The organism is Sphingobium sp. TomTYG65 (genome assembly GCF_055395525.1).
Window position 1 is genome coordinate 542307 of sequence record NZ_AP027331.1, and the last position, 25357, is coordinate 567663.

A 25357-nucleotide genomic window follows, 5' to 3' on the forward strand; every position below is an offset into this window, starting at 1 on the left:
TTCAATCCAGCAGCAGGTGCATCCTCCCGGTGGCGATCGGCTTGTCGCGATCCCCCTGCCAGCATATCGCATCCGCATTCACGACCCTGCGACCGACACGCACGAGCCGCGCCTGCGCATAGCTGTCGATCATCAGCCCGCCCCGCAGGAAGTCGAAGGACATGTTGATCGGCTTGGGCCAGGGCTCCCGGCGCTCTTGTGCGACAGCCTCCAGGCAGGCCAGCTCCAACAGGCTGGCGATGACGCCGCCATAAAGAAAGCCCGTGCGGCCTTCGAGCGAAGGCGTGGCCGGCATCATCAGCGTCACAGCGCCATCGTCCGTGGTGACGCTCCGGATGCCGAGCATCTGCGCATAGGGCGTGCGCGCGATCATGGCTCTTCCGTGAAGAAAAAGCTGGCGGTGGCGGCGGCGATCGGACTGGCCGGATCGCCGTCATGGACATCGCAACGGGTGAAGGCGACCTTGCGGGTGACATGATGGCAGTGCGCCCGCGCGTGGATGGTCTGCCCCGCACGAGCGGGCCGCAGATAGTCGATGTGCAGGTCCAGCGTCGCCATGCCCCGCCACTGCCGCGTCCGCGCGATGATCGCCGCGCCCGCTGCCGCGTCGACCAGCGAGATGATCGGACCGGACGACACCAGCCCCGCCTCTGCGTCCATGAGGAATCCAGGCGCGAAAGGACAGGCCAGCTCCGCCCAATCGGGTCCATTGTCCACCGTATAGATGCCCAACAGCGCATGATGCCCCCGCGGCGGCAGGTTCTTCAGCCGCTCGAAGGCATCATCTTCCTGTGCCACTCAGGCTGTCCCGCGCGGCTCGCGCGGCAAACCCAGCCCGCGTTCTGCAATCAGGTTGCGCTGAATCTGGTTGGTGCCGCCATAAATTGTGTCGGATCGCGAAAAGAGGAACAGATTGGGCAGCGTATCCCACTCATAATCCGCATGATCGCTAATCTCGCCGCCCTGCCCCAGCACGTCCATCGCCAGCTCGCCAAGGTTTCGCCGCCAACTCGCCCATTGGATTTTGTAGGTCAGCGCCGCGCCGTCGATACGCGAATGATCCGTCTGCGACAGCATCCGCAACGCACCATAGCGCATCAGCCGCAGCCCGACTTCCGCCTTCGCCAGCCGCTGCCGGATCAGCGGATCATTGGCCGCGCCATTGGCCTTGGCCGCCGCAATGATCTCGTCCAGCTCGTTGCGGAAACCCATCTGCTGTCCCAGCGTCGATACGCCGCGCTCGAACGCCAGCAAGCCCATCGCAATGCGCCAGCCGTCTCCCGCCGCGCCGATCAGGCTGTCCGCCGGGCAGCGCGCATCGGTGAAGAAGGTCTCGTTGAACTCCGCATCGCCATTGATCTGGCGGATGCCCCTGATCTCGATGCCCGGCTGATCGATCGGCATCATCAGGAACGTCAGGCCCTTTGGACCTTGCGACCCTTCCTCGCTGCGCGTGACGACGAAGATCCAGTCGGAAATATGCGCCAGGCTGGTCCAGATCTTCTGTCCGTTTACCACCCACTCGTCGCCTTCCAGCCGCGCCTTGGTGCGGACGCTGGCCAGGTCGGACCCCGCATTGGGTTCAGAGAAACCCTGACAGAAAATCGTCTTGCCCGCCGCGATCCCGGGCAGGAAGCGCTGCTTCTGCTCCTGCGTGCCGAAGGTGAGGATGGTCGGGCCAGCCAGTTCGATGCCGATGTGGTTGACGCGTCCAGGCACTCCGGCGCGGGCATATTCCTCAGCGAAGATCACCTGCTGGGCCAGCGTCGCGTCGCGGCCGCCCCATTCCTTCGGCCAGCCGATGCAGGACCAGCGATAGGCGGCGAGCTGCTGCTCCCATTCCTTGCGCCGCTCGGGGCTTCCGGTCAGTTTCGTGACGCCCTTGATGTCGCGGAATTCACCCGACATCTGGCCGTTCAGCCAATCCGCGCATTCCTGGCGAAACAGTTCGTCTTCCGGGGAAAAACCGAGTTTCATGCTGCTTCTCCCAGGATCATCGTGGCGATCTTTTCGCGGTGCCAGTTGCCGCTGCCCAACATCGTCTGGAGCGATCGGGCGCGCTTGAAGAAGAGGTGCGCGTCATGCTCCCAGGTGAAGCCGATGCCGCCATGAAGCTGGATCATGTCCCCCGCGCAGCGAAAAAACGTGTCGGCGGCGAAGGACTTGGCCGCATGGATCGCCATCGCCGCCTCGTCCGATGCTTCATCGACGGCGCAGGCGGCCCAATAGACGGCCGAGCGCGCCTGCTCGATCTCTATCATCATGTCAGCCAGCCGATGCTTGTATGCCTGGAAGGAGCCGATCGGGCGACCGAACTGGATGCGCTCCTTGGAATAGGCGACGGTGCGGTCCAGACATGCCTGCGCGCCCCCCAATGCCTCCGCCGCCACGGCGATGAAGGCAGCGCGATGCGCGGCGGCCAATGCAGCGGCTGCGTCGGGCAGAGGTTCGCCCGGAACGTCCTTCAGCTGCACATGGGCTAAGGGGCGGGTCTGATCCATGCTCGTCTGGGTATCGATACTTACCCCCGGCGCATCCGCGCGGACGATCCAGACCTGTCGCGTGTCGGTGACGACGAACAGGTCGGCGTTGGCGCCATGCGTGACAAAACGCGATCCGCCGGTCAGCCGGTTCCCCTGCGACTGGAGGCTCGCATCGTGGAAATAGCCGGCTACCACATCGCCGGAGATGATCTGGGGCAGCCATTCCGCACGCTGCGCCTCGCTTCCGCCAGCCGCGATCGCTTGACCTGCCTGCACCAGGCTGCCGAGCATCGGGAAAGCGGCGACCTGCGCGCCCGCGGCTTCCGCAATGATCGCGAGTTCGACCATGCCCAGCCCCGCACCACCCGCGCCTTCGGGAAGCCCGATGCCCGACAGGCCCAGCTCCTGGCAAAAGGCGATCCACAGTGCTTGGTCGATGCCGTCGCCGGCCATCGCTTTTCGCGTGCGTTCGCTTGTGGCGTTTTCAGCGAAGAAGGCCTGTGCCGTCTCCGCGATCATCTGCTGTTCGTCGGTAAATGCGAATTCCATTTCGGCCGCCTTCAATATCCCGTCAGGGCGCCTGTTCCTGCCGGAGGCGGAACGAGGCCGATGGGCGCCGCTGATCGGCGCATCCTCCCCACTTATGCGGCACACTTTCACTCAAGCGCGCCATCTAGATATCGTGCTATATTAGCACAAAACGGATTTCAAGCATCGATTTGCGGAATTTAGAATAAAATAATTTCCGCATGTAATTGCGGTAGCCTAAGCCTCGGCAGCGCTCGGCGCTTCCGTGATCCGGACCACCCGGTTGGTGAACTTCACCGTTTTGACCGCCAACGATGTTTCGACATGGTTGACGCCGGGCATCGACAGGATTTGTCCCGACGCAAGGCGCTGCAGATAATCGAGATCATCATAGAGGCAAGTTGCCATGATGTTAAATTGGCCGAGCGTGATCATCACCGCCTTGACCAGCGGAATATGCGCGATGTCACGTGCGATCTGCCGGACATGGGCCACATCGGCCTGCACAGCGATGAAGGCGAGATTGGTCGCCTTCTCCAGCTTCAATCCGGTTAGCGCGGTGAAGGAGATTAGCCTTTCCTGCTGCAACCGCTTGATCCGGCCCCTGACCGTCCCTTCGTTGACGCCAAGGTCACTGGCGATCTTGCGATTGGAGACACGCGCATCCTGCGCCAATATATCGATCAGCTGGTGATCAAGTTCATCCAGATCCGGCTTGCTCATGCGAGCCTCCTGCTCTCGACGGGGGCCGTGTCCAGGCCGTAGCGGACTATATCCAGGCCGATGGCCGGCGTCATAGACTTGATGCCCGCCACCTTCGACAGTTTCTCGGTGATGAGCGAGGGCAGCTCGTCAATATCTCTGAGGGTCAGAAGCAGGCTTATTTCATAGCTGCCCGTGACCAGATGCGCAGCGAAGACTTCAGGGAAAACAGCCAGATCTTCCGCCACGTCCAAGGCCGATCGTCCACTGACCTGGATCGCCAGATGAATGAGGACATGATAGCCATGCACGGCAAAGTCGGACACCGCGACGACGCGCAGCATGCCCGCATCTTCCATCCGCCGGATGCGCGTGGAAACGGTGGAAGCGATCAGGTTGAGAGATTCAGCAATCTGCTGATTGGTAGCCCGCCCATTTAGCCGCAACTGTTCGACGATCTTTCGATCCGTCTCGTCGAACATGAAAGTCTCACTCATACACCTCACAACCCCTTTCTGCTGCTGGTCTTGCCAGCAAAGGGTCAGCAGGTCGAATCGAAAGCGCGTCATGCAACGCGTCCCGATCCCGCTCCACCCGTCCGGCCGCGGCCCAGCCCAGCAAGGCCGACAGGAAGCCGAACGGAATGATCAACGTCAAGGCCAGACGAAGCGCGGCGGCATCATGGCCCATCATTTCGCTCAAAGCGCCGGTGGCCCATGGCCCGACGAAAAAGCCGAGCAAGGTCGTCACCGCCAGGAACAGCGCCGTCGATGCAGCCCGGATGCGCGGCGGCAGCATATATTGCAGCGTGGCAAGAAAGCCGACCGACCATCCGCCGCCAAGCAAACCAGCCGGTATCGCCGCCAGCCGCGCAATGCCAAAGCTGCCCGCCCAACTCGCCATCAATATGGCGCAAGTGGCGGCACCCAGGGCGAGAGCGGACAGGCGACAGGGCCATATCATGCTTCGCCGCGCAAGCCGGTCGGACAATGCGCCGAACAGCAACATCCCGACCAGTCCTGACAGGCCAAAGTTCATGGCGAAGGCGGACTTCACCGCCACCGGGTCCAGCCCATAGGCGCGCGTGAACAGCTCGGGACCCCAATAGCCGAAGGCGACACCGGACAGAACGCCAAAGCCAAAGGCGAACATCATGAACAGATAAGCGGGGCTCCGCACCAGGCATCGCGCCAATTGACCAAGCGGCAGCGCCTCCACCGTCCCTTTGCCGCCCCCGCTTCGCCGCGGCTCACGGATCAGCAGCAGCGCGGCAAAGCCCAGAAGCAGCCCGATGGCGCCCATGCTGTAAAAAGCCATGCGCCAATCATGCTGCGCCGCGATTGCTGGACCACCCGCTTGCCCCGCAATCTGCCCCACATAGGCGGCCAGTCCCAATATCGCGAAGGCCAGGCCGCGCCGTTCAGGCCGGAAATAATCGGACAGCAGCGAATAGGCGGGCGCGACGAACGCCGCCTCCCCCACTCCCACGGCAACGCGCGCGAGCGTCAAGCTGACAGGACCGCTCGCCATGCCGGTCGCGATCGTCGCGCCGCTCCACAGGACACAGCCCGCCGCAATGACCTGCACGCGCGATGTTCGATCCGCCAGCCGCGCAAAGGGCACGCCAAGGATGACATAGAGCAGCACGAAGGCAGGCCCCATCAACATGCCGACCATCGCGTCGCCGATCCCGAACTGCGCCTTGATCGGCCCGATCAAGCCCGTGATCAGATAGCGGTCGGCATAGTTGACGATGTAGATCGCCAACAGCGTGGCAAGCACCACCCATGGGTTGGAAGCAGGGCGTGTATCAGTCACGCAGCAGCGAGCCGCCATTCACATGCCACAACTGCCCATTCACCCATTCGCCGTCATCGGAAGCCAGGAAGGCAACCGCTCCGGCAATATCATCAGGCTGGCCCAGCCGCCGATGCGGGATGCTCTGCAGCATCGAGGTTACATAATCCTCCGTCAGATGCTGGGCGACCGCTTCGGTCAGAACCACGCCGGGGCAGATGCCATTGGCACGGATACCCTGCTTGCCGAATTTCCGCGCGACATGGCGCACCAGTGCGTGCAGCGCATTCTTGGTCATGGGATAGGCGACCTGCAGCGGATTGCCCGAAATCGCCGCGCCCGACGATGTATAGATCATCGTGCCGCCGCCCCGCTCGATCAGCACCGGCAAGGCGGCCTGCGTGGCGAGGAAGTGGCTTTTCGCATTGATGGCGAAGGATCGGTCGAGCACCTCTTCGCTGCAGTTCAGCACATCGATATCGCCTTCCGTGCCGCCCGCCAGATTGCTGTGGCAGAAATCGAGCCGCCCGAATTCGGCCAGCGCCGCCTCGACGATCGCGGCCTGCGATGCGGCCTTGGTGCCGTCGAGGTGCACGCCGATCGCCCGCCCGCCTTCGTCCCGAATGGCGCGTGCGGTCTCTATCGCCCAGTCCTCGGCGATGTCGCCGATCACGACGCCAGCGCCTTCCGCCGCCAGCCGCCGCGCCGTCGCCGCACCGATGCCGCGTCCACCGCCTGCAACGATCCCGGCTTTGCCTGCCAGTCCACGCATCATCTTCTCCTGAAATATTACAGCGCCGGGCGCCTGTTCTTCCACGGCGCGGCGGCTTCCAACTGACCCGCGAGGCGGAGCAGCAATGCCTCATCGCCATATCGGCCCATGAACATGACGCCGATGGGCAGGCCGTTCTTTGCCGTCGCCAGCGGCACCGACATGGCGGGCTGGCCGGTCATGTTCGCGATCTGAGTGAAGGGGGAGAAAGTGGCGGCACGCTGCCCCCAGGCCGCGAAATCCACATCGGGCGACAGGTTGATCTTGCCCAGTTCCAGCGGCGGAGCCGCCAGCGTCGGCGACAATATGACATCATAGTTCGCCATGAACTGCGCCATGCTGATCGCCGCCGCCTGAAGCGTGTTGTTGGCGCGCGCAAAGTCCATGCCCGTTGCCTTCTGGCCGTAACCGACGAAGCCCAGCGTGATCGGCTCCAGCACGTCGGGACCGATGGCAACGCCTGTCGCCTTGGCCCGGTCCATCATGTCCGCCGCGACGGACGAGCCGATCAGCGCGAAACTGGCCGCACCCATCGCCGCAACGTCCAGCTTGGGCGCGGCTTCCTCGACATGATGGCCCAGGCTCTCGCACAGGCGCGCGGCCTTGCGCGCGGCTTCGATGCACTCGGGGTCGACCGGCGATCCTGCCGGCGCGTCCAGCATCAAGGCGATGCGGAGCCGTCCCGGCGCCTCGCCGACCTGCGACAGGAAACTCTCCGCAGGCGTGGGTGCGGCATAGCGGCTCCCCGGCTCCGGCCCCTGCGTCGCGTCGAGTATCGCGGCGCTATCCCGCACGCTCCGCGTCACCGCATGATGCACCGACAGCCCGCCCCAGCCTTCCGTACGCGGCGGCCCCATCGGCACGCGGCCCCGGCTCGGCTTCAGACCGAACAGGCCACAGCAGGACGCCGGGATGCGGATCGATCCGCCCCCGTCCGTCGCATGCGCGGCAGGCAGAACACCCGCCGCCACGGCCGCCGCCGCCCCGCCCGACGACCCGCCGGTGATATGCCTGACGTTCCACGGATTGCGCGTGTCGCCAGTCAGCTTGTTCTCGGTCGTGCCGGTCAGCCCTAGTTCGGGCACCGTCGTCTTGCCAAAGATGACAAAGCCCGCCCTTTCGATACGCCGGACCAACTCCGACGTCACTTGCGGCCGATAGCCCTTGTAGAAGCGGCTGCCATTCTCGGTCGGCAGTCCCGCGATATAAGTATTCAGATCCTTCAGCAGCCAAGGCACGCCGCTGAACGGCCCCTGCGGAAGCCCTTTGGCAATCGCCGCCCGCCCATAATCATAATGTCTCTGCGCCATGAAGTTGAAGCGCGGATTGAGCGCCTCCGCCCGGCCAATTGCGGCCTCCAGCAATTCGCTTGGCGATATCTGGCGCTTGGCGACAAGCTCAGCCAGACCCATCGCGTCATGCGTGTCGAGGGGGCTGGAGCGCTTAGCGGCAGCCTTCGCCGCGCCCGCCACCCCCAACAGCGCCGCCGCGCCAACAGCCGCCATGCCTTCCCGGCGTGTCATGTTCATTTATATCCACTCCTGCGGGTTGGCTTGTCGTTATCGTTTCCGCACACGGTAACTTATTCGGCGGCGATACCCTGCTGATCCGCATAATAGCGCGCATAATATTTGCGGAACTGCGGGATCGGCCCGTCACCATCGCAGATGATCGGATTGGGCTCGAACTTCTGCCGGTCCCATACCACCTTATCCTGATCGAACTGCTTGCAAATGTCGCGAATGATCGCCCGCGCAACGCCCGCGCGCTCGCCCTCGGCCTGCGCCTTGGGCTGGGTAAAGCAGAAGCGCACATGGACATGGTCCAGCTCTACGGGAGCGAGACAAGCGACCAGCAGCGTCTCCGAAATGCCGGTAAAGCGCGTCCAGCTCTGCCCCGGCCCCATCGTGTCATAGCTGATGCAACCATCCACTTCGCCCCATGGCGTGCCCATCTTCGCCTTCACATCCGCGCCGCGACCCCAATCGCCCCAGCGCAGTTCGCCCAGCGGCACATTCGCCGTGCCATGGATGAAGCGGAAATGCGCAACATCCACGCCATTTTCCGCCATGTTCTGGAGCGAACCCCATACATTCCACTCATGAACCTCATAGTCGGTCCATTCCGGATCGCTCGCCTCGGGCAATATCGCGACTTCGAACAGCGGCGCGACATCCTGCGGATGATACCAGGCCCAGATGAAGCGATTGGCTTCGGTAATGTGCCAATTGCGCGTGCACTTGCGCTTCACCTGCGGCGGGATATTGCGGGCGTAGGGCACGTCCTTCACCACCGCCTCGTCGCCATCATAGCGCCACGCGTGAAAGGGGCATTCCAGCAGATTGCCGTGCACTTTGCCGCCATGGCCCATATGCGCGCCCAGATGCTTGCAATAGGCGTCGAGCATGCGGACCTTGCCGTCCTCGCCGCGCCAGATCGCCAGATCCTGCGAGAAATAGCGCAGCGGCTTCACCTCTCCGACCTGCAGTTCCGAAGACAGGAGGATCGGATACCAGCCAAAAGGAATGCCGATATTGAGGTTACGCTCTTCAATGGAAGCGCGGTCCTTCACTTCGGCCAGTCGCCAGTCGAGCAGGTCCTGCCCTTTCAGCTTTTCGAGGATCTGCCACACGGCGACAGGAGGCGTCCGCGCATCGGTCGCGGCGGCGGTTTCGGTGTTGGACATGGAAAGCTCCGTTGATTTAGTTCAGGCCAAAGACCTTGATCGCGTTCTCACGCAGGAATTTCGGCCAGACTTCGTCCTTGAAAGGCACATTCTGCATATCGCTGAAGATACGCTCCAGGCTGAGGCCCATCGGGAAGTATCCCGCATAGATGATCTTGTCCGCGCCGCGCGTATTGGCGTAGTCGATGATCGCCTTGGGATAATGTTTGGGCGCAAAGGCGCTGGTCGAATAATAGAGGTTCGGCCATTTCAGCATCAGCTTGACGGCCAGCGCCTCCCATGGCTCCGCGCCATGACGCATAACGACCTTCAGATCCGGGAAGAACCAGCAGACCTCGTCCAGATGCTCGACCTTCTGCGTCTCCATCGGAATGCGCGGCCCGGGAATGCCCGCGTTCAGCAGCACCGGCAGCCCCAATTCCGCCGCGCAGGTGTAGAGCGGGAACATATATTTGTGATTGATCGCCACCTGCGGCAACGTGCCCGCCGGAAAAACGCTGATCGCCGACAGACCGACCTCGGCATGGATGCGCTTGATGCGGCGCACTTCCTCCATGCCCTTGTTGGGATCGCAGGGCAGATCGAAGAAGAAGCGATCGCCGTACATTTCCTTCGCCCGGTAGGACGTCGCATTGTCGTTCCAGCCGACCAGCGCCTTGTCGATGCCATATTGATCCATCTGCTCGACGGTCCAGGACACGAAATCATCGACCTTGCCGGTCTGCGGAATGTCCTTGAACATATATTGCGCCGGCATGGCGAACTGCTGCAGCGTCTGCTGGTCCTTGATCAGCGGGCGGAAAGGATCGAACCAGGCGGAACGATCCTCCGCTTCCGGAATGCCCAGCATGCAATCGATGATTTTTATGTCCTTGGGCATGCCCATGACGAAACTCTCCTGTTTCAGTTGTTCGCGGCCAGTTGCGGCCACAGCGCACGAAGCGCGATCTTGTTGATCTTCTGGGACTGGGTGCGCGGCAGAGGCTCGCGCGAAAAGGCGACCCGTACCGGCGCTTTGTAAGGCGCCAGCCGCTCCGCCACCCAGTCGATGATGCTGCGTTCGTCCAGACCCTCAGCCTGCACCACCGCGACCAACGCCTCGCCCAGCCGGTCGTCGGCAATGCCGAACGTCGCGCATTCGGTGATCTGCGGCATTTCGCTCAAGACCCGCTCGACCTCGGCGCAGTAGATATTCTCGCCGGCGGAGATGACCATGTCCTTCGCGCGATCGACGATGAAGATATAGCCCTGCTCATCCTGGTAACCGATGTCGCCCGTGCGCAGCCAACCGTCCGCCGTGAAGGTCTTGGCCGTATCCTCCGGCCGGTTCCAATAGCCGCTCATGATCATGGCGCTGCGCACGATGATCTCGCCAGTTTCATTCGGGCCGCAGACCGTCCCATCCTCCCGCTCGATCCGCAGATCGACCAGCGGCAACACCCGTCCCGCAGAGGCTCGCGCAGCCAGAAAGTCTGCGCCCACCGCCTGCGCGATCGCGCCCGATGTCTCCGTCATGCCATAGCCGGTCCCGAGCATCGCATGGGGGCAAAGCTTGCGCACCTCCTCCAGCAGGTTGAGCGGCAGCGCTTGCCCGCCCGAACCGATGTTGCGGACAGAAGAAAGGTCGGCGTCTGCCAATCGCGCGCGATGGACCATGTCCCACAACATGGTGGGAACGGTCGAAAGCTGCGTCACCTTCTCGCGCTCGATCACGCGCACCGCCTCTTCCGCGTCCCAGCGGCGCATGATCACGATCTTGCCGCCCGACAGCAGCGGCGCGAGAAAGCCCGATCCCAGACCTGAAATATGAAAGAGCGGATAGACGAGCAAAATCGCCTGGGGTGGCACCTGCGCCGCCAGCGTCTCGACCGGCATGCCATATTCGCGCGCCATATTGTGCAGCACCATCGAGCCGGTGAGCTGTGTGCCCAAAAGCCCCGTGATCAGACTGCGGTGCGACAACACCGCGCCCTTCACCCTTCCGGTCGTGCCCGAAGTGAAGAGAATGGCGCAGGGGTCTCCCGGCTTGGCGATCAGGCCGTCGCCAGCCGCCTCGCCTCGATCCTCCAGCGGCTTCGTCACATCGATCACCCGGCCTTCATAGCCGCCATCGCGGAGCAACACCGCCCGTTCCGTATCGGCCAGCACCAAGGCGGGTGTCACCTCCTCCACCATCGCGGCCAGTTCTGAAGCAGAACCACGGCTGTTGAGCAGAACCGCGACGCCGCCCAGCTTCATCACCGCCAGAAAGGCGACCATCCATTCCGCCCGGTTTCGCATGCAGATGGCGACGCGGTCACCCCGGCCGATCTCCAGATGCGCGGCCAGCCTGTCCCGCCATGCGAAGACCTCTGCATAGCTCAACCGACGCTCGCCTTCAGGGCCGTCGCCATCGACAATGCAGGTCTGATCCCCAAACCGGCGGGCGCTTTCGATCAGCTGATTGAGGTCGGAAGGCGCGTTCACGAAGAAGCGCAGCCCTTCCTGCTCACCGATTTCGAAGGGCGTGCCCGGCGCGGTGACTGCCGCGAAAATAGGATCGATCTTGCTCATGCTATCCTCGGGATCACTGCGCCGCCGCGGGATTGTTCGACGGGAGAGTCATGTGCGGAGCCTTGGCCCCTGTTCGATCCCGACATCCTGCGTCCTCGACTCATGCTTGTTCTTGCACCCGAGTGTATTTCACCATTCGCGTAATTCAACTATAATTTTTTTCCGCAGCGTTGAAGGCAGCCATTCAGCTCACCCAATATCCACCGAAACTCGCCGAAAGCCGCTATATTTCCTGAATAATCTTCTACTCCACCGCTCCGGCATGAGCACCTCCCTCCCTAACGGAAAGCTCGCCAGCGATGCCCTTGAACAACGATATTCGGAATATTTGAGTTTACAAATTCCGAATTTTGGATGATCTTGAGTCGCAACGCACCGCCTCCCGAGGCAGGGGGCGATTCAGCATTGGCGAGGACTCGACGTCGAATGAGCGAGGATTTTGAAGGGCGCGTCGCAATCATAACGGGCGGCAGCGACGGCATCGGATTAGCCACCGCCGCCCTGTTAGCGAAGCGTGGCGCGCAAGTGGTCATCTGCGGACGGCGGCAAGCACTGCTCGATAGCGCACGCGAACGGATCACGGCGCAGGGCGGCCGCGTAAAGGCCGTTCAGCTCGACGTCGCCGATAGCGATGCGCTGGACGCCATGATCGCGGGAACGGCGGAGGAATTCGGCCGTCTCGACATGCTCGTGAACAACGCGATGTCCACGCATTATGCGCCGATAGCCAAGCTGACCCTTGACCATTGGCGCAAGGATTTCGCCGTGAATTGCGATGCCGCGTTCGTCAGCACGAAGGCAGCGATGAAGGTCATGGCGGCAGCGGGGAAAGGATCGATCGTCAATATCGCATCGACCTGCGGCATCCGGGCGACCGTCAACATGGCAAGCTATTCCGCATCGAAGGCGGCGCTGGTGCATTTCACCGCCGCCGCGGCGATGGAGGGGGCGCCGCTCGGCATCCGGGTCAACGCGATCATCCCCGGCCAGGTCCAGACCGCACCGACGGAGCAGTTTTCCGCCTTGTCGGCCGACACGGCGCAGCGGACGACAGCCGCCATCCCCATGCAGCGCGGCGGCCAGCCCGAAGAACTGGCGCAGGCGATCGTCTTCATGCTGTCGGATGCGGCAAGTTACATAACAGGAACGGCTCTGCCGGTAGATGGAGGAAAGGCAGCACAACTCTACATGCCTTCCTAATACTCAATCCTCACGTACCGACAACTTACACAACGCGCCGTCTCATCCTCGGCGTGAACCAATCAACACGTCCATAAGATCAAGGGAGAGAAGATCATGGCAAGAACATATGGATATGCGGCGCTGCATCTCATCGTCGGAGTCAGCAGCCTCGCAATTGCAACTCAGGCAATGGCGCAGGAAGCCTCAACGGCTGCCGAACCGGGCCTCGAAGAAATCGTCGTAACCGCGCAGAAGCGCGCGCAGAATCTTCAGGATGTGCCGATCGCGATCAGCGCCATCAGCTCCGAAAAGATCGAGCAGTTGGGCGTGAAAGACAGCCGCGACCTCAGCGGCCTCGCCCCCAATGTCGTGATCACTCAGGGGACCACCAGCAACAGCGCCGCAGTCTTTTCCATGCGGGGCATTTCCAACGGCGGCAGCGAAAGCTTCGGCGTCGATGCCGCGAACGGCCTCTATGTCGATGGCATCTATATCGCACGCGGCGGCGCGATGGGCCTCAACGTCATGGACATTGAGCGCGTCGAAGTGCTGCGCGGCCCGCAGGGCACGCTGTTCGGCCGCAACACCACGGGCGGCGCGGTTCATTTCATCTCCCGTTCGCCCTCGTCAGACTTCCGGCTGAAGGCCGAGGCTGGCTACGGCAATTTCAACGCCTGGAACGGCAAGATCTCGATCGATCCGGGTGAGATTGCAGGCGTTTCGACCAGCTTCTCCTACAGCCATAGCGAGCGCGACGGGGTCATCGACAATATCCTGCAGCCCCGCGATTCCCGCGATCCGGGCGCGCGCAAGTCGGACGCGCTGCGCGCGGCGGCCCGCATTGATCTCGGCGGCACCGGCAGCATCCAATATATTTTCGACTGGACCCGGATCAAAGGCACGCCGCTGCCCTTCATCCTGACCAACGTCGCGGACGGCACGCCCCGCCCGCCGATCACCGTCAATGGTCAGCAGGTCGTCGTGACCCAGCAGGCGCCGGTCGCCCAATATCTGGCGGGCGCGACCTTCGCCAATCCTGAATGTGCCGCACTGGCCGTGCCGTCGCGGACCTATCGCCACGAAGTGTGCAACAACATCCTGAGCCGTGCCGTCGACAAGACCTGGGGCCACAATCTTCAGGTGCAGAACGACTTTGGCGGCTTCAAGGTGAAGTCCACCACCGGCTATCGTTTCTGGAACAGCGACAATGTGACCGACCTGGACGGCATCGGCGCTTTCTCCGGCCCGGCCTTCACCAACGCCACGTTGTTCAACGGCATGCCCGCTTCGCTGCTGCAGTTCATTCCGACGATCCCCGCCGCCGCACGGCCCTTCATCGCCGCGTCCCCGGTTCCCACGGTTTCGCAGGATCTGTTCGACGTCGCCAACAGCCGCCGTCACAAGCAGTTCAGCCAGGAAGTCGAAATCTCTGGCGACACCAGCACGCTCGACTGGGTCGTTGGCGGCTTCTATTTCTGGGAAAAGGGGTCTGAGAACGGCTTCCAGAATAGCGGCTTCATCCTCGACACCAACAACGTCTTCCTCGCCAATTTCGGACCGCTCGGCCCGGCCTTCGCCGCCGCCAACCCCGCCCGTTACCGGATGGTGCAAACGCGCGCTCGCCTCAAATACACGACGTCGGCTGAAAGCACCGCGCTGTACGGCCAGGCGACCTTCTACCCCGGCGGCCGCGACAGCGGCATCCGCCTGACCGCAGGCGGCCGTTACACCTGGGACGAAAAGATGATGCTGCGCACCCAGAATGGCGCGTTGCCACCGCCCACACCGGAAACCGGCCGCGCCAAGTTCAGCAAGTTCACCTGGAACCTGATGGCTGGTTATGACGTCGCTGACGGCATCAACCTCTATGCGCGGGCGGCCACCGGCTATCGCTCGGGCGGCTTCAACTCTCAGGACCCGGCGATCACCGGCACCAATCAACTCGGCAGCTTCAAGCCGGAAAAGGTGACCTCCTACGAAATCGGTTTAAAGAGCGAGCTGTTCAACCGTCGCCTGCGCTTCAACGTCGCCGCCTATCATAATATCTATGATGATCTGGCGGTACTCGGTCCTGTCACCAATGCGCCGGTCGGCACTTTCGCTACCCGGATCATCAATGCAGGTAAGGTCGTCTATAATGGCTTTGAAGTCGAAACCCAGGCAGTCCTGACCGACAATTTCTCGATCGACGGCAGCCTTGGCTATATTGACATCAACTATAAGGAGTTCCTGGCCGGCCAATCGCCCACGCCCGGCGCGCCGCCCGTCAACATCGCGCCGATCGTGACGCCGGGCTTCACTTCGCCGCTGACGGCCAATGTGGCGCTCAACGCGCAATTCCCGCTGAACTGGGGCAAGGCCACGCTGCGCGGCCGCGTCGGCTATACGCATGAGGACGGCAAATATAATTTCAGCAGCTCGGTCGGCTCGCCCTTCAACGAACAGGTCAAGGGCGATGATATCGACCTGATCGACGCCCAGATCGGCATTGACGGCATCCCCCTCGGCACTGGCGAAGGCGAAGTTCGGCTGTGGGTCAAGAACCTCACCAACGCCAAGGATTTCGTCCGCAGCATCGACTATGGCCAGCTTGGTTTTGCCGGCGGCTATTATGCCGAACCGCGCACCTACGGCATCACCCTGGGCGCGAAGTTCTAACGACTTTCGGGGCGCCACGCCCCCTCTCCCCATGCCCCGCCTCTGGACCAGAGGCGGGGCCTTTTTTGTTTCCGGCGCAACCAATCATTTCACTTCGCATTCAGCCGCTTGCCGGTAAAATCGCATCGTGGATTGCTGTTGGAGAGCCTCGACATTGTTCAAATCCTTCGGAACCGCCTCTCTCCTCTCGCTCTTCTGGTCCGCAGGTTTCGTCACCGCCGCGCAAGCCGAAACCTATTATGTCAGCTCCTTGAAGGGTGACGACGCGTTGAGTGGCACCTCCGAGGCACAGCCCTGGCGGTCGCTCGCGCGCGTCTCATCCTTTCCGTTGCAGCCCGGCGACAATGTCGTCCTGACGGCGGGGTCCGTCTGGCGAGAACCGCTTACCATCACTCGCTCGGGCAGTGAGAAAGCGCCGATCACCGTCACCTCCGCTGCTGGCGGCCCGCGAGCGCGCATCGATGCTGGGGGCGTTTCACCTTATGGCGTCGGCGTGATCAACGCTGACTATGTGACGATCAGCGGGCTGGAGGTCACGAACAACGCTCCCTCCCCGGCGCAGCGTACTGGCGTCCTTGTGTCTGCGGAGGACCGGGGCATTACGCGCGGCATCCGCATCAGCGACATGTATATCCATGATGTGCGCGGCACTAACGATCGCAAGGATAATGGCGGCATCGTATTCCGGGCGGCGGGCCAGCGGGTGCCGACCCGCTTTCAGGGCCTTTCCATCGAACGCAACATCGTCTGGCGTGTCGATCGATCCGGCATAGCGGGCATCAGCGATCAGGTCACCTCGCTGAACTGGTTTCCCAGCCAGAAGGTCGTCATTCGCGACAATTATGTGGAGGATGTGGGCGGCGACGGCATCGTCCCGCGCGGGACCAGCGGCGCGCTCATCGAACATAATATCGTCCGCTACGCAGGCAGCCGCGCGCCCGGCTATAATGCGGGCATCTGGCAATGGAGCACCGACAACAGCCTCATCCAGCTCAACGAAGCGGCCCATACGCGGACCCGCTATGACGGGCAGGGTTTCGATTCAGACTTCAATTCCCGCCGCACGACCTTCCTCTACAATTACAGCCACGACAATGCCGGCGGCTTCCTGCTGATCTGCTCGCCCAAACAGGATGAAACCGGCAATATCGGCAATCACGGCACGACGGCGCGCTTCAACGTCAGCCGCAATGACGGCACGCGCATTTTCCAGATCGCGGGCAATGTCTCTAACGCCTTGGTCGAAAAAAACGTCATCCATGTCGGCAAGGATATGGATGTGCAGATGGTGGTCGCCACCCAATGGGACGGCTGGGCCCGCGACGTCCGGTTCAAGGACAATGTCTTCAAGGTCGCAGGGAGGGCGCGTTACGGCAGCGAGGTCGGCCGCAACGGCCCCGATTATCTGATCAAGGCTGGCTTCGACCCCGCTGAATCGATCCGCTTCAAGGGCAACAGCTATTTGGGCAGCCATGTCGATGCGCCGGACGACGGCGGGGCGAAGATCGAAGCGGTCTATGAAGAACAGCCCTCCGACTGGCAGGTGCCCACCTTCGATCCCGCAAAGCCCGATGGCTTTTCCGACTATCTGACGCGCCACCGCGCCTGGATGATCGGCATGCTACGGCGCGAACTGGGCACCTTTGTCGACCTCAAACAACCCAAACGGCTCCGCGTGTCGGAGGCGCGGCGATAGGCGCCTCCGGCGTCATTTCAGCCCGGCAAGCGCCTGTTCGATCCGCTCCAGCGCCCCGGGAGTCAATATCTCCGGCAACTCAGGCTGAAGATTGCGCAGCCGCGTCTGGGGGAAGAGGCCTTGCTTGCTGGAACTGGTGAGGCCCGGAGCCTCTCGGTCGAGAATGGCGCGGGCCCTGGGGTCGGCGATCAGCTCGCTGGTGAGGGAATCGATGCTCAGGCGGCCCGCTTGCTGGACGGGGCCGGGCTTCACGGGCAATTTCGCAAGATCCGCCTCCATCTGCCGGAGCTTCTCTTCCGTCAGGGTTCCGCTGGCAAAACGCTGTATGTCGGCCAGGGTCATCCGCTCCCACCCGGACACATGACCAAGGCCCTGCAACATGCCCGGCACTTCGCGGTCGAGCAGCCCGCGGCCACCTGGCGTGACAACGATATGGCCGATCAACGACCGGCGTGTCAGCGGCCCAGCGGGAATGGGCGGCAATGTCCGCAGCCCTGCTTCCTTCCGATCGGGCTCGCTCTGGGTCGCTGGCAGCGGCGGCAAAGTACCGACGCGCGTGACGGTGATGGTGACATTCTGCGCCTTGCCATTGTTGCGCACGCGCAGAACTTGCGCTCCGGCGACGGAACGGACTTCTCCGCCATTCACCGACACCTTGTACCCGTTGGGATATTGGATGGCCGGAATGCGGATTTCCGTCTCGCCACCAGACAAGCGCCGCCCGTTCGCAAGCTTGGTCGCATAGCGGTAAGTCAGCACGCCTTTATCAGGATCGAAGCTCGTCATCTCCGGCGTCCCGGCGGTCGCCTCGGCAAAGGGGCGTGCATAGGCGCGCAGCAGCGCAACGCGGTTGCCGTTCCCGACATCGGGCAAGCTGGGATCGGTCAGCGCCTCAAATGCTCCGCGCGTCCAGGCGAGCCAGGAAATGTGCCGCGCGTCGAAATCGGCGGCTTGCCCTACGATCTCGGCGGGATCGTTCGAAAAGCCCCATTCGGTGTTGATGATCGCTGCGTCGCTGCGGATGACATGGGCGAGCGCCCCGTCGTTGACCCGGTCCCGCGTCGCCTTCACCGGCCCATAATTGTGGAAGGACAGCGCCCGCCGTCCCGAAGGACCGGCGATGGGCGTGTTGATGGGCGTCCCCAGCGCGCCTTGCAGCATGAAGGGTTCGACGAAGATGATCATGCGCGGGGCCGCACGGCTGATCGCCTGCGCCGCTTTTTGGTAGAAGGGCTTCAACAGTTCCTGTTCGAGTTCAGGACAATTGGCCTTCGCCGGGTCCGGCTCGGCGCAGCGGCTGCCGGTCGCGGGCTCGTTGAAGATGTCGATGCCCATCACGGCAGGATCGTCACGGAACCGCCGCGCCACTGCGGCCAGGCCCTCTACATAGAGGTCCTGCACACCCTTGCCCGTGCCCGGCACGGGATGGTTCTTCCAGAAATTGTCGAAGGACCGCTGCACCGCCGGGTCCTTGAAGTAGCCGATTGGGAATTCGACCCCCGGCATGCGCGAATACCCGTCCGAAAAGACCGCCCACTCCGGCATGCCCCGCACCCCGACCAGTTCGCTATATTGATCCTGATGAAAGTCGATCAGCGTATGGATGCCCGCCGCCTTATAGGCGGCGACAGCCTTGGCGATGTGGTCCAGATAGGCTTGGTCGATCTGTCCCGGTTGGGGCATCACCCGGCTGAAAAAGATGACGAGGCGGACGCCGTTGAAACCCTGCTCCGCCATCCGCGCCGGGGTCTGGCCTGTCCAGCGCGGCTGCTGCGGCTTGTCGAACTCAGGCAGGGTGACGTTGCCGCCGTGGAAGGTGATCGCGCGACCGCTTTGGTCGACGAACCACCGTCCATGCTGCGCGATCCGCATGTCCACCGTTTTCGCCTGCGCAGGCGCGCCCACGATCACCGCCAGCATCAGGCAGGAAGAGGAAAGAGCCGCCTTCATCCGCAAAATCATCACTCCTAGTCACAGAGACCAGCCGGTCACTTTGCCTGGGAGCTAATGAAGTCTGCTTTGCTGGGCCACCGTATTTTCTTGCACCAAAGGCGGTGTTTTTCAGTCACCCAAGCCGCGCCGCATGCCATGCCAGATGATCGGCCATGAAGCTGGAGATGAAATAATAGCTATGGTCATAGCCCTCCCGCATGTTCAGCGTCAGCGGAATGCCAGCCGCATCGCATGCCGCCCGCAGCAACTCCGGCCGCAGTTGCTGTTCCAGAAATGGGTCCGCCGTCCCCTGATCCACCAGCAGCGCCGCGATGCGCGCACCATCCTCGATCAGGGCCACTGCGTCATGCCGCCGCCAGGCCGCTCGATCCTCGCCCAGATATCCCGCCAGCGCCTTTTCACCCCAGGGCACGTTGGACGGCGCAACGATCGGGGCGAAGGCGGAAACCGCCTTGAAGCGATCGGGATGTCTCAAGGCGACGGTCAGCGCGCCATGCCCGCCCATCGAATGTCCCATGATCGACTGACGGCTCATATCCGCTGGAAAATTGTCGGCGATCAGCGCGGGCAGTTCTTCGGTCACATAGGACCACATGCGATAATGGCGGTCGAACGGAGGCTGCGTCGCATCCACATAAAATCCCGCGCCCAGCCCGAAGTCATAAGCGCCCGCAGGGTCATCCGGCACCTCGTCCCCGCGCGGCGATGTATCGGGAGCGACGAAGATCAGCCCCAGCTCCGCACAAGCCCGCCGATACTCGCCTTTTTCCGTGACATTGGCATGGGTGCACGTCAGCCCGGACAGATACCAGACGACCGGCAACTTCGCCCCGTCGGCATGCGGCGGCACGAAGACGGAGAAGGTCATCTCCGTCCCCGTCTGCGCCGACACATGCTTATAGACGCCCTGCACGCCGTCAAAGGCGCGATTGGCGCTGACCTGTTCCATGCCGGGCCTCAAAAGACCACGACGCTGCGGATGCTTTCGCCCGCATGCATCAGGTCGAAGCCCTTGTTGATCTCCTCCAGCGTCAGCACATGGGTGATCATCGGATCGATCTCGATCTTGCCGTTCATGTACCAATCGACGATCTTGGGCACATCGGTACGCCCCTTCGCCCCGCCAAAGGCGCTGCCCTTCCACACCCGGCCTGTGACCAGCTGGAACGGCCGGGTCGAAATTTCCTTCCCCGCTTCAGCAACGCCGATCACCGTCGAAACGCCCCACCCGCGATGGCAGGCTTCCAGCGCCTGGCGCATGACTTCGGTATTGCCGGTGCAGTCAAAGGTGTAATCGGCCCCGCCATCGGTCAGCGCGACCAGATCGGCCACGACTTCGGCCGTGCTCTTGCCCGCCGGATTGTAGAAATGGGTCATGCCGAACCGCTTGCCCCACTCCGCCTTGCCTTCATTGATGTCGACGCCGATGATCCGGTCCGCACCCACCATGCGCGCGGCCTGCAGCACGTTGAGGCCGATCCCGCCCAGGCCGAACACGATGACATTGCTGCCCGGCGTAACCTTGGCGGTGTTGATGACCGCGCCAACGCCAGTCGTCACGCCGCACCCGACATAACAGCTCTTGTCGAACGGCGCGTCCTCCCGGATCTTTGCCACCGCGATCTCCGGCAGCACCGTGAAGTTCGAGAAGGTAGAGCAGCCCATATAATGGAAGATCGTCTGCCCTTTATAGCTGAACCGGCTGGTGCCGTCCGGCATCAGCCCCTGCCCCTGCGTCGCGCGGATCGCGGTGCACAGGTTGGTCTTGCCCGACAGGCAGCTTTTGCACTGGCGGCATTCGGGTGTGTAGAGCGGGATCACATGGTCACCGGGCTTCACCGAAGTCACGCCCGCACCAACCTCCCGCACGACGCCCGCGCCCTCATGGCCCAGGATCGACGGGAAGATGCCCTCGCTATCAAAACCATCCAGCGTGTAGGCGTCCGTATGGCAGATGCCCGTCGCCATGATCTCGACCAGCACCTCGCCCGCCTTCGGACCCTCCAGATCGACTTCGACGATTTCCAGGGGCTTCTTCGCTTCGAATGCGACGGCGGCGCGGGTCTTCATGCGGCTATCCTCTTGTCCTCGATCCAGATGATGCAAACCGCTATAGCACCGCATCAATTATGCGATAATATGCTTTGTCATACATAGACTATCCCTAATGAGGTTTAATCATGTCGTCCTGGGACGGGATTGACGAGTTCATCGCGGTCGCATCCACCGGCTCCTTCACCCGCGCGGCCAAGATGATCGGCATGTCCTCCACCCATGTCAGCCGATCGATCATGGCGCTGGAACGCCGCGTTCAGGCGCAGCTTTTCCATCGCACCACGCGCATGGTCCGGCTGACCGACACCGGCCGCATATTCCTGGAGCGGTGCGAACAGATGGCGCAGGAACGGGACGAGGCCATAGCGATGATCGGCGAACAGGGCGAACCGCATGGCGAGCTGAAGGTCACCTGCTCGACCGCCATGGGTGAGCGCTTCGTCGCTCCCATCCTCCGCCGCTTCGCGATGCGCCATCCAGCACTCAACCTGACGATCGACCTCAGCAACCGCCTCGTCGATCTGGTCTCCGAAGGCTATGACCTCGCCATCCGGACGGGAAAGCCGTCCGACGCGCGCCTCATCGCCACCCGCGTGGCGTCCCGCACCCTCTATAGCTGCGCCGCGCCCAGCTATCTCGCACGGGCAGGCGAGCCTGCCACCATCGACGACCTCGCAGCGCATGAATGTATCATCGGCACCAGCCCGCTATGGCAGTTCGCCGATGACGGCCGCGAACTGCTGCACCGGCCTGCGGGACGTTTCCGCTGCAACAGCGGGCAGGCGGTCATCGACGCCTGCATATCGGGATTGGGCATCTGCCAACTGCCGGACTTCTATATCCTTCCCTATCTTCAGCACGGCATGGTGCAACTGATACTGGAGGATTTCCGCCCGCCGGACGAACCCATATGGGCCGTTTATCCGCAGCGCAGGCATTTGCTGCCCAAGGTGCGCGCGGCGGTCGAATGCCTGGAGCATGAACTGTCCGCCGCGATGAACTCGCGCGGTCAAAATAGGGGACCGGCCGAATAGCGACAGGAAAGCCGCGGGCAGATAACCTGGAACAATCTCCCCAGAAAAGCCCACCCCAGGCGGAATGAATGAAGCACAGCGTCCCCGGTGGGGAGATGGGTCTTTGGGACGCTGTGCTTCTCTCCCATAGTGCGACCCGAGGGAGCTAAGACTGTCGGACCAGCGGAGCGGCCCGAGACTGACTTCCTTATCCAACTGCATGATGGCGGGCTTTTCTCTGAAGCCCCGCCGCATCATGCGGCAACTCATGACAACAGCTTCAGGCCCGGCGGCGGCCTACGCAACCAGGTGATCCTGAATTCATGTCTGAAGAAAAGAGGCCAAGCGCTTTCATCGCATTACAATCCTGCTTCGGTAACCCCGCTGTCTCCATAAAGAGACCGGAAGCTTTGCGTCCTGCCGTCACCGGCAGTTTGCCTTTTCGGTCAGATTGCTCGCCGCGGCGCGCTTCTCTGCCTTAGTAATTGCTTAACCGAATTATCCCGCTCCGTCAATCATTTGGGAGCAATAATCACGTGAACTTGCAAACTATGGCATCGATCCATTTGCAGCCGTTCACTTCTTGTCTGACGGGCCAATCCTTCCCGCCAGTTCGTCCAGCCACAGGGCCGCTTTACCATCGGACGGCGCGCGCCAGTCCCCCCTTGGCGACAATGCGCCGCCTGCGGAAACCTTGGGGCCATTGGGTATCGCAGACCGCTTGAACTGGCTGATCGTGAAGAAGCGATAGAGGAAATTATCCAGCCAATGCCGGATGGTCGGAAGGTCATAGGCTTGCTTCGCGTCATCGGGATAGCCGGGCGGCCAAGCCCCCACCCCGACATCCCTCCAGGCGTGCCATGCCAGAAAAGCGACTTTCGAGGGCGGCTGGCCCCAGCGCACGATATGATGCAGGAAAAAGTCGTTGAGCGCATAAGGCCCGACTCGGCTCTCCGTGCTCTGCATCGCGCCCGACGCATCGGCAGGAACCAGTTCGGGAGAAATCTCCTGATCCACGATTGCCTGCAATATGCTGTCCGTCTCCGCGTCAAACTGGTTCGTCGCGATGCACCAGCGAATGAGATATTGGATCAGCGTCTTGGGCACGCCGCTATTGACCGCATAATGGCTCATCTGGTCGCCCACGCCATAGGTGCACCAGCCCAGCGCCAGTTCGGACAAATCCCCAGTCCCGACCACGAAGCCGCCATGCCGGTTCGCGAGCCGGAACAGATAGTCGGTGCGCAGCCCCGCCTGCACATTTTCGAAGGTGACGTCATAGACCGCCTCACCCTTCGCGAAGGGATGGTCCATGTCCGCCAACATCTGCCGCGCGGCAGGGCGGATGTCGATCTCCTCCCCCTTCACGCCAAGCGCGTTCATCAAACGCCAGGCATTGGACTTGGTATGCTCACCCGTCGCAAAACCCGGCATCGTATAGCCGAGAATCGCCGATCGCGGCAGCCCGAGCCGGTCGCACGCCTTGGCCGCGACGATCAGCGCATGGGTGGAATCCAGGCCGCCCGACACGCCGATGACGAAATGCTTTCCAGACGTGGCGCGGAAGCGGGTGACGAGCCCCTCCACCTGGATGTTGAACGCCTCATAGCAGTCCGCATCCAGCTGCAACGGGTCGGCAGGCACGAAGGGAAAACGCCGCACCGGCCGATAAAGCCCATCGCGCTCACCCGCCGCCATGGCGTCGAACGTCACGCGGCGGAACCGCTGCTCCGGGTGCCCCATCGCCTCGGCCGTGTCGTTGAACGTGCCGTTGCGCATCCGCTCCAGACGCAGCCGCTGCGCGTCGATATCGGCATAGATGATCTCCGGCGCATCGCCGAAGCGCGCGGATTGCGCCAGCAGGTCGCCCATTTCATGCACCATCGCCTGCCCGTCCCAGGCCATGTCGGTCGTGCTTTCGCCATAGCCAGCCGCCGAATAGGCATAGGCCGCGATGCAGCGCATAGACTGCGCCGCCGACAGCAGATCCCGGTCTCGCGCCTTGCCCACGATGATGTTCGACGCCGACAGGTTGCACAGGATCAACGCTCCGGCCAGCGCGCCAAATGTCGACGGCGGCAACGCAGCCCAATAATCCTCGCAAATCTCAACATGAAAGGTGAAGTCGGCGCGGTTCCCGGCGGCGAAGATCAGGTCCGGCCCGAACGGCGCATGATGCCCCGCCAGCTCGATCTCCAGCCCGGACAGGCCCGCCCCCGGCGCAAACCATCGCTTCTCATAATATTCGCGGTAATTGGGCAGATAGCTTTTGGGCACCACGCCCAGCAGCCTGCCGCCCGCAATCACCAGCGCCGCATTATAGAGCCGCCCGCTCCGCCGCACCGGCGCGCCCACGAGCAACACCGGCAGGTCCGCACTGGCTTCGATCAGCCGCCCGGCCTCCGCCTCCACCCTATCGAGCAGCGCATCCTGCAAATGAAGGTCGTCAATCGCATAGGAAGAAAGGCAAAGCTCCGGGAACAAGATAATGTCCGCCCCTTTCGCCGCTGCCTCCCGCGCCAGTCGCAGGATCGCCTCTGCATTCGCCCCCACATCGGCAACGCTCGCCTCTGGCGTCGCCGCCGCCAGCCGAACCAGTCCGTGCGTCTCGATTGCCTCGAAACGGTCAGCGAGCATCGACCGCCTCCCGCATCATCTCCAGCGCCACTGCAATGGCTCCCAGCCGGATCGGCCCACGTCCGATATCGCCAAAATGTTCCTCCCGGTGCTGCGTCTCGCCACCGCGCCGGGCGCAGCCGAAATGGACCAGTCCCGGCTCATCCCCCGGCGGTGCAGAACCAGCATAGCCGGTAACCGCCAGCGCAATATCCGCTTCGGAATTGGCGATCGCACCTTCCGCCATCGCGATCGCCACATCACGGCTTACCGCGCCGCACCCGTCGATCTTCTCGCGCGCGATGCCGAGCAGATCGCATTTCGCATCCTCGCTATAGACGACGAACCCGCGTTCAAACGCATGGCTCGCGCCCTCCACATCGGTCAGCAGCGACGCGAGCAGCCCGCCCGTGCAACTTTCCGCCGTGGCCAGCTTCAGATCAGCGTCGCAGCAAAGTTTCAGCAGCGCCTCGGCCGCCTCTTCGGTCCTGGTGGGCAACGCCGGGGAAAGCGTTTCCGCAGGCCCGCCACCACCCTCGCCATCGCTTCTCATTACATCCTCATTATCTCGACCGGGATGCCGGACTCAACGAAGCGATCGCGCGGCCCGTTCCGTCGCCGGGGCTTCCCGTCACTATCATATGGGGTTAACAGCGCTGCTAT

At 62.7% G+C, this 25357-nt stretch carries 21 protein-coding genes and 1 riboswitch; of the genes, 4 read left to right on the plus strand and 17 right to left on the minus strand.

Features of this window, described 5'->3' with window-relative positions; genetic code table 11:
• Position 1: 1 nt before the first annotated feature.
• The 12 genes from ACZ5Y5_RS16300 to ACZ5Y5_RS16355 form a co-directional block, all read right to left on the minus strand.
• Complete coding sequence (locus ACZ5Y5_RS16300; RefSeq protein WP_464811540.1) at positions 2–373, minus strand: PaaI family thioesterase; 372 nt, start codon at positions 371–373, stop codon at positions 2–4.
• Positions 370–798 carry a PaaI family thioesterase gene (locus tag ACZ5Y5_RS16305; RefSeq protein ID WP_464811541.1) on the minus strand — a complete coding sequence of 143 codons (429 nt, stop codon included), beginning with the start codon at positions 796–798 and terminating at the stop codon, positions 370–372. The genes ACZ5Y5_RS16300 and ACZ5Y5_RS16305 overlap by 4 nt, the downstream gene beginning before the upstream one ends.
• A complete protein-coding gene (locus tag ACZ5Y5_RS16310; protein WP_464811542.1) occupies positions 799–1977 on the minus strand; it encodes an acyl-CoA dehydrogenase family protein in 1179 nt (392 codons plus the stop codon).
• Positions 1974–3032 carry an acyl-CoA dehydrogenase family protein gene (locus ACZ5Y5_RS16315; protein ID WP_464811543.1) on the minus strand — a complete coding sequence of 353 codons (1059 nt, stop codon included), beginning with the start codon at positions 3030–3032 and terminating at the stop codon, positions 1974–1976. Before ACZ5Y5_RS16315 ends, ACZ5Y5_RS16310 begins: the two co-directional genes overlap by 4 nt.
• 216 nt (positions 3033–3248) lie before the next feature.
• Positions 3249–3734 carry an Lrp/AsnC family transcriptional regulator gene (locus tag ACZ5Y5_RS16320; protein ID WP_464811544.1) on the minus strand — a complete coding sequence of 162 codons (486 nt, stop codon included), beginning with the start codon at positions 3732–3734 and terminating at the stop codon, positions 3249–3251.
• Positions 3731–4210: an Lrp/AsnC family transcriptional regulator gene (locus tag ACZ5Y5_RS16325; RefSeq protein WP_464811545.1), complete on the minus strand. Its 480-nt coding sequence runs from the start codon at positions 4208–4210 to the stop codon at positions 3731–3733. The genes ACZ5Y5_RS16320 and ACZ5Y5_RS16325 overlap by 4 nt, the downstream gene beginning before the upstream one ends.
• Positions 4203–5531: a spinster family MFS transporter gene (locus tag ACZ5Y5_RS16330; protein ID WP_464811546.1), complete on the minus strand. Its 1329-nt coding sequence runs from the start codon at positions 5529–5531 to the stop codon at positions 4203–4205. Before ACZ5Y5_RS16330 ends, ACZ5Y5_RS16325 begins: the two co-directional genes overlap by 8 nt.
• Positions 5524–6282, minus strand: a complete 759-nt coding sequence (locus tag ACZ5Y5_RS16335; RefSeq protein WP_464811547.1) for an SDR family NAD(P)-dependent oxidoreductase — start codon at positions 6280–6282, stop codon at positions 5524–5526. The genes ACZ5Y5_RS16330 and ACZ5Y5_RS16335 overlap by 8 nt, the downstream gene beginning before the upstream one ends.
• 17 nt (positions 6283–6299) lie before the next feature.
• Positions 6300–7811 (minus strand): amidase, encoded by a 1512-nt coding sequence (locus tag ACZ5Y5_RS16340; RefSeq protein WP_464811548.1) that lies wholly within the window; start codon positions 7809–7811, stop codon positions 6300–6302.
• A 53-nt stretch (positions 7812–7864) separates the two neighbouring features.
• Positions 7865–8968 (minus strand): Rieske 2Fe-2S domain-containing protein, encoded by a 1104-nt coding sequence (locus tag ACZ5Y5_RS16345; protein WP_464811549.1) that lies wholly within the window; start codon positions 8966–8968, stop codon positions 7865–7867.
• Positions 8969–8984: 16 nt separating this feature from the next.
• A complete protein-coding gene (locus ACZ5Y5_RS16350; RefSeq protein ID WP_464811550.1) occupies positions 8985–9854 on the minus strand; it encodes an amidohydrolase family protein in 870 nt (289 codons plus the stop codon).
• 17 nt (positions 9855–9871) lie between these two features.
• The gene (locus tag ACZ5Y5_RS16355; protein ID WP_464811551.1) at positions 9872–11521 is read right to left on the minus strand and encodes a class I adenylate-forming enzyme family protein; all 1650 of its coding nucleotides are present in this window, start codon (positions 11519–11521) and stop codon (positions 9872–9874) included.
• A gap of 426 nt (positions 11522–11947) precedes the next feature.
• Here ACZ5Y5_RS16355 and ACZ5Y5_RS16360 point away from each other — a divergent pair, with 426 nt between their 5' ends.
• From ACZ5Y5_RS16360 to ACZ5Y5_RS16370, 3 genes are all read left to right on the plus strand, one after another.
• Positions 11948–12721: an SDR family NAD(P)-dependent oxidoreductase gene (locus ACZ5Y5_RS16360; protein ID WP_464811552.1), complete on the plus strand. Its 774-nt coding sequence runs from the start codon at positions 11948–11950 to the stop codon at positions 12719–12721.
• 96 nt (positions 12722–12817) lie between these two features.
• Complete coding sequence (locus ACZ5Y5_RS16365; RefSeq protein WP_464811553.1) at positions 12818–15361, plus strand: TonB-dependent receptor; 2544 nt, start codon at positions 12818–12820, stop codon at positions 15359–15361.
• 154 nt (positions 15362–15515) lie between these two features.
• On the plus strand, positions 15516–17057 hold the full coding sequence (locus ACZ5Y5_RS16370; RefSeq protein ID WP_464811554.1) for a right-handed parallel beta-helix repeat-containing protein: 1542 nt from the start codon (positions 15516–15518) through the stop codon (positions 17055–17057).
• Positions 17058–17069: 12 nt separating this feature from the next.
• Here the strand turns inward: ACZ5Y5_RS16370 and ACZ5Y5_RS16375 are convergent, their stop codons facing one another.
• The 3 genes from ACZ5Y5_RS16375 to ACZ5Y5_RS16385 form a co-directional block, all read right to left on the minus strand.
• The gene (locus tag ACZ5Y5_RS16375) at positions 17070–19019 is read right to left on the minus strand and encodes a cellulase family glycosylhydrolase (protein WP_464811555.1); all 1950 of its coding nucleotides are present in this window, start codon (positions 19017–19019) and stop codon (positions 17070–17072) included.
• A gap of 103 nt (positions 19020–19122) precedes the next feature.
• Positions 19123–19959: an S-formylglutathione hydrolase gene (fghA, locus tag ACZ5Y5_RS16380; protein WP_464811556.1), complete on the minus strand. Its 837-nt coding sequence runs from the start codon at positions 19957–19959 to the stop codon at positions 19123–19125.
• A gap of 8 nt (positions 19960–19967) precedes the next feature.
• Positions 19968–21080, minus strand: a complete 1113-nt coding sequence (locus ACZ5Y5_RS16385; RefSeq protein ID WP_464811557.1) for an S-(hydroxymethyl)glutathione dehydrogenase/class III alcohol dehydrogenase — start codon at positions 21078–21080, stop codon at positions 19968–19970.
• 110 nt (positions 21081–21190) lie between these two features.
• Here ACZ5Y5_RS16385 and ACZ5Y5_RS16390 point away from each other — a divergent pair, with 110 nt between their 5' ends.
• On the plus strand, positions 21191–22099 hold the full coding sequence (locus ACZ5Y5_RS16390; RefSeq protein ID WP_464811558.1) for a LysR family transcriptional regulator: 909 nt from the start codon (positions 21191–21193) through the stop codon (positions 22097–22099).
• Positions 22100–22449: 350 nt separating this feature from the next.
• Positions 22450–22527, minus strand: a riboswitch (cyclic di-GMP riboswitch).
• Between the two features lie 127 nt (positions 22528–22654).
• Here the strand turns inward: ACZ5Y5_RS16390 and ACZ5Y5_RS16395 are convergent.
• A complete protein-coding gene (locus ACZ5Y5_RS16395) occupies positions 22655–24715 on the minus strand; it encodes an NAD(+) synthase (protein WP_464811559.1) in 2061 nt (686 codons plus the stop codon).
• On the minus strand, positions 24705–25247 hold the full coding sequence (locus ACZ5Y5_RS16400; protein WP_464811560.1) for a CinA family protein: 543 nt from the start codon (positions 25245–25247) through the stop codon (positions 24705–24707). The genes ACZ5Y5_RS16395 and ACZ5Y5_RS16400 overlap by 11 nt, the downstream gene beginning before the upstream one ends.
• Positions 25248–25357 lie beyond the last annotated feature (110 nt).

Coding starts and splice junctions, on each gene's coding strand:
- ACZ5Y5_RS16300 (WP_464811540.1), bottom strand. CDS start 373: ATGATCGCGCGCACGCCCTATGCGCAGATGCTCGGCATCCGGAGCGTC.
- ACZ5Y5_RS16310 (WP_464811542.1), bottom strand. CDS start 1,977: ATGAAACTCGGTTTTTCCCCGGAAGACGAACTGTTTCGCCAGGAATGC.
- ACZ5Y5_RS16315 (WP_464811543.1), bottom strand. CDS start 3,032: ATGGAATTCGCATTTACCGACGAACAGCAGATGATCGCGGAGACGGCA.
- ACZ5Y5_RS16320 (WP_464811544.1), bottom strand. CDS start 3,734: ATGAGCAAGCCGGATCTGGATGAACTTGATCACCAGCTGATCGATATA.
- ACZ5Y5_RS16325 (WP_464811545.1), bottom strand. CDS start 4,210: ATGAGTGAGACTTTCATGTTCGACGAGACGGATCGAAAGATCGTCGAA.
- ACZ5Y5_RS16335 (WP_464811547.1), bottom strand. CDS start 6,282: ATGCGTGGACTGGCAGGCAAAGCCGGGATCGTTGCAGGCGGTGGACGC.
- ACZ5Y5_RS16340 (WP_464811548.1), bottom strand. CDS start 7,811: ATGAACATGACACGCCGGGAAGGCATGGCGGCTGTTGGCGCGGCGGCG.
- ACZ5Y5_RS16345 (WP_464811549.1), bottom strand. CDS start 8,968: ATGTCCAACACCGAAACCGCCGCCGCGACCGATGCGCGGACGCCTCCT.
- ACZ5Y5_RS16350 (WP_464811550.1), bottom strand. CDS start 9,854: ATGGGCATGCCCAAGGACATAAAAATCATCGATTGCATGCTGGGCATT.
- ACZ5Y5_RS16355 (WP_464811551.1), bottom strand. CDS start 11,521: ATGAGCAAGATCGATCCTATTTTCGCGGCAGTCACCGCGCCGGGCACG.
- ACZ5Y5_RS16360 (WP_464811552.1), top strand. CDS start 11,948: ATGAGCGAGGATTTTGAAGGGCGCGTCGCAATCATAACGGGCGGCAGC.
- ACZ5Y5_RS16365 (WP_464811553.1), top strand. CDS start 12,818: ATGGCAAGAACATATGGATATGCGGCGCTGCATCTCATCGTCGGAGTC.
- ACZ5Y5_RS16375 (WP_464811555.1), bottom strand. CDS start 19,019: ATGATTTTGCGGATGAAGGCGGCTCTTTCCTCTTCCTGCCTGATGCTG.
- fghA (WP_464811556.1), bottom strand. CDS start 19,959: ATGGAACAGGTCAGCGCCAATCGCGCCTTTGACGGCGTGCAGGGCGTC.
- ACZ5Y5_RS16385 (WP_464811557.1), bottom strand. CDS start 21,080: ATGAAGACCCGCGCCGCCGTCGCATTCGAAGCGAAGAAGCCCCTGGAA.
- ACZ5Y5_RS16390 (WP_464811558.1), top strand. CDS start 21,191: ATGTCGTCCTGGGACGGGATTGACGAGTTCATCGCGGTCGCATCCACC.
- ACZ5Y5_RS16395 (WP_464811559.1), bottom strand. CDS start 24,715: ATGCTCGCTGACCGTTTCGAGGCAATCGAGACGCACGGACTGGTTCGG.
- ACZ5Y5_RS16400 (WP_464811560.1), bottom strand. CDS start 25,247: ATGAGAAGCGATGGCGAGGGTGGTGGCGGGCCTGCGGAAACGCTTTCC.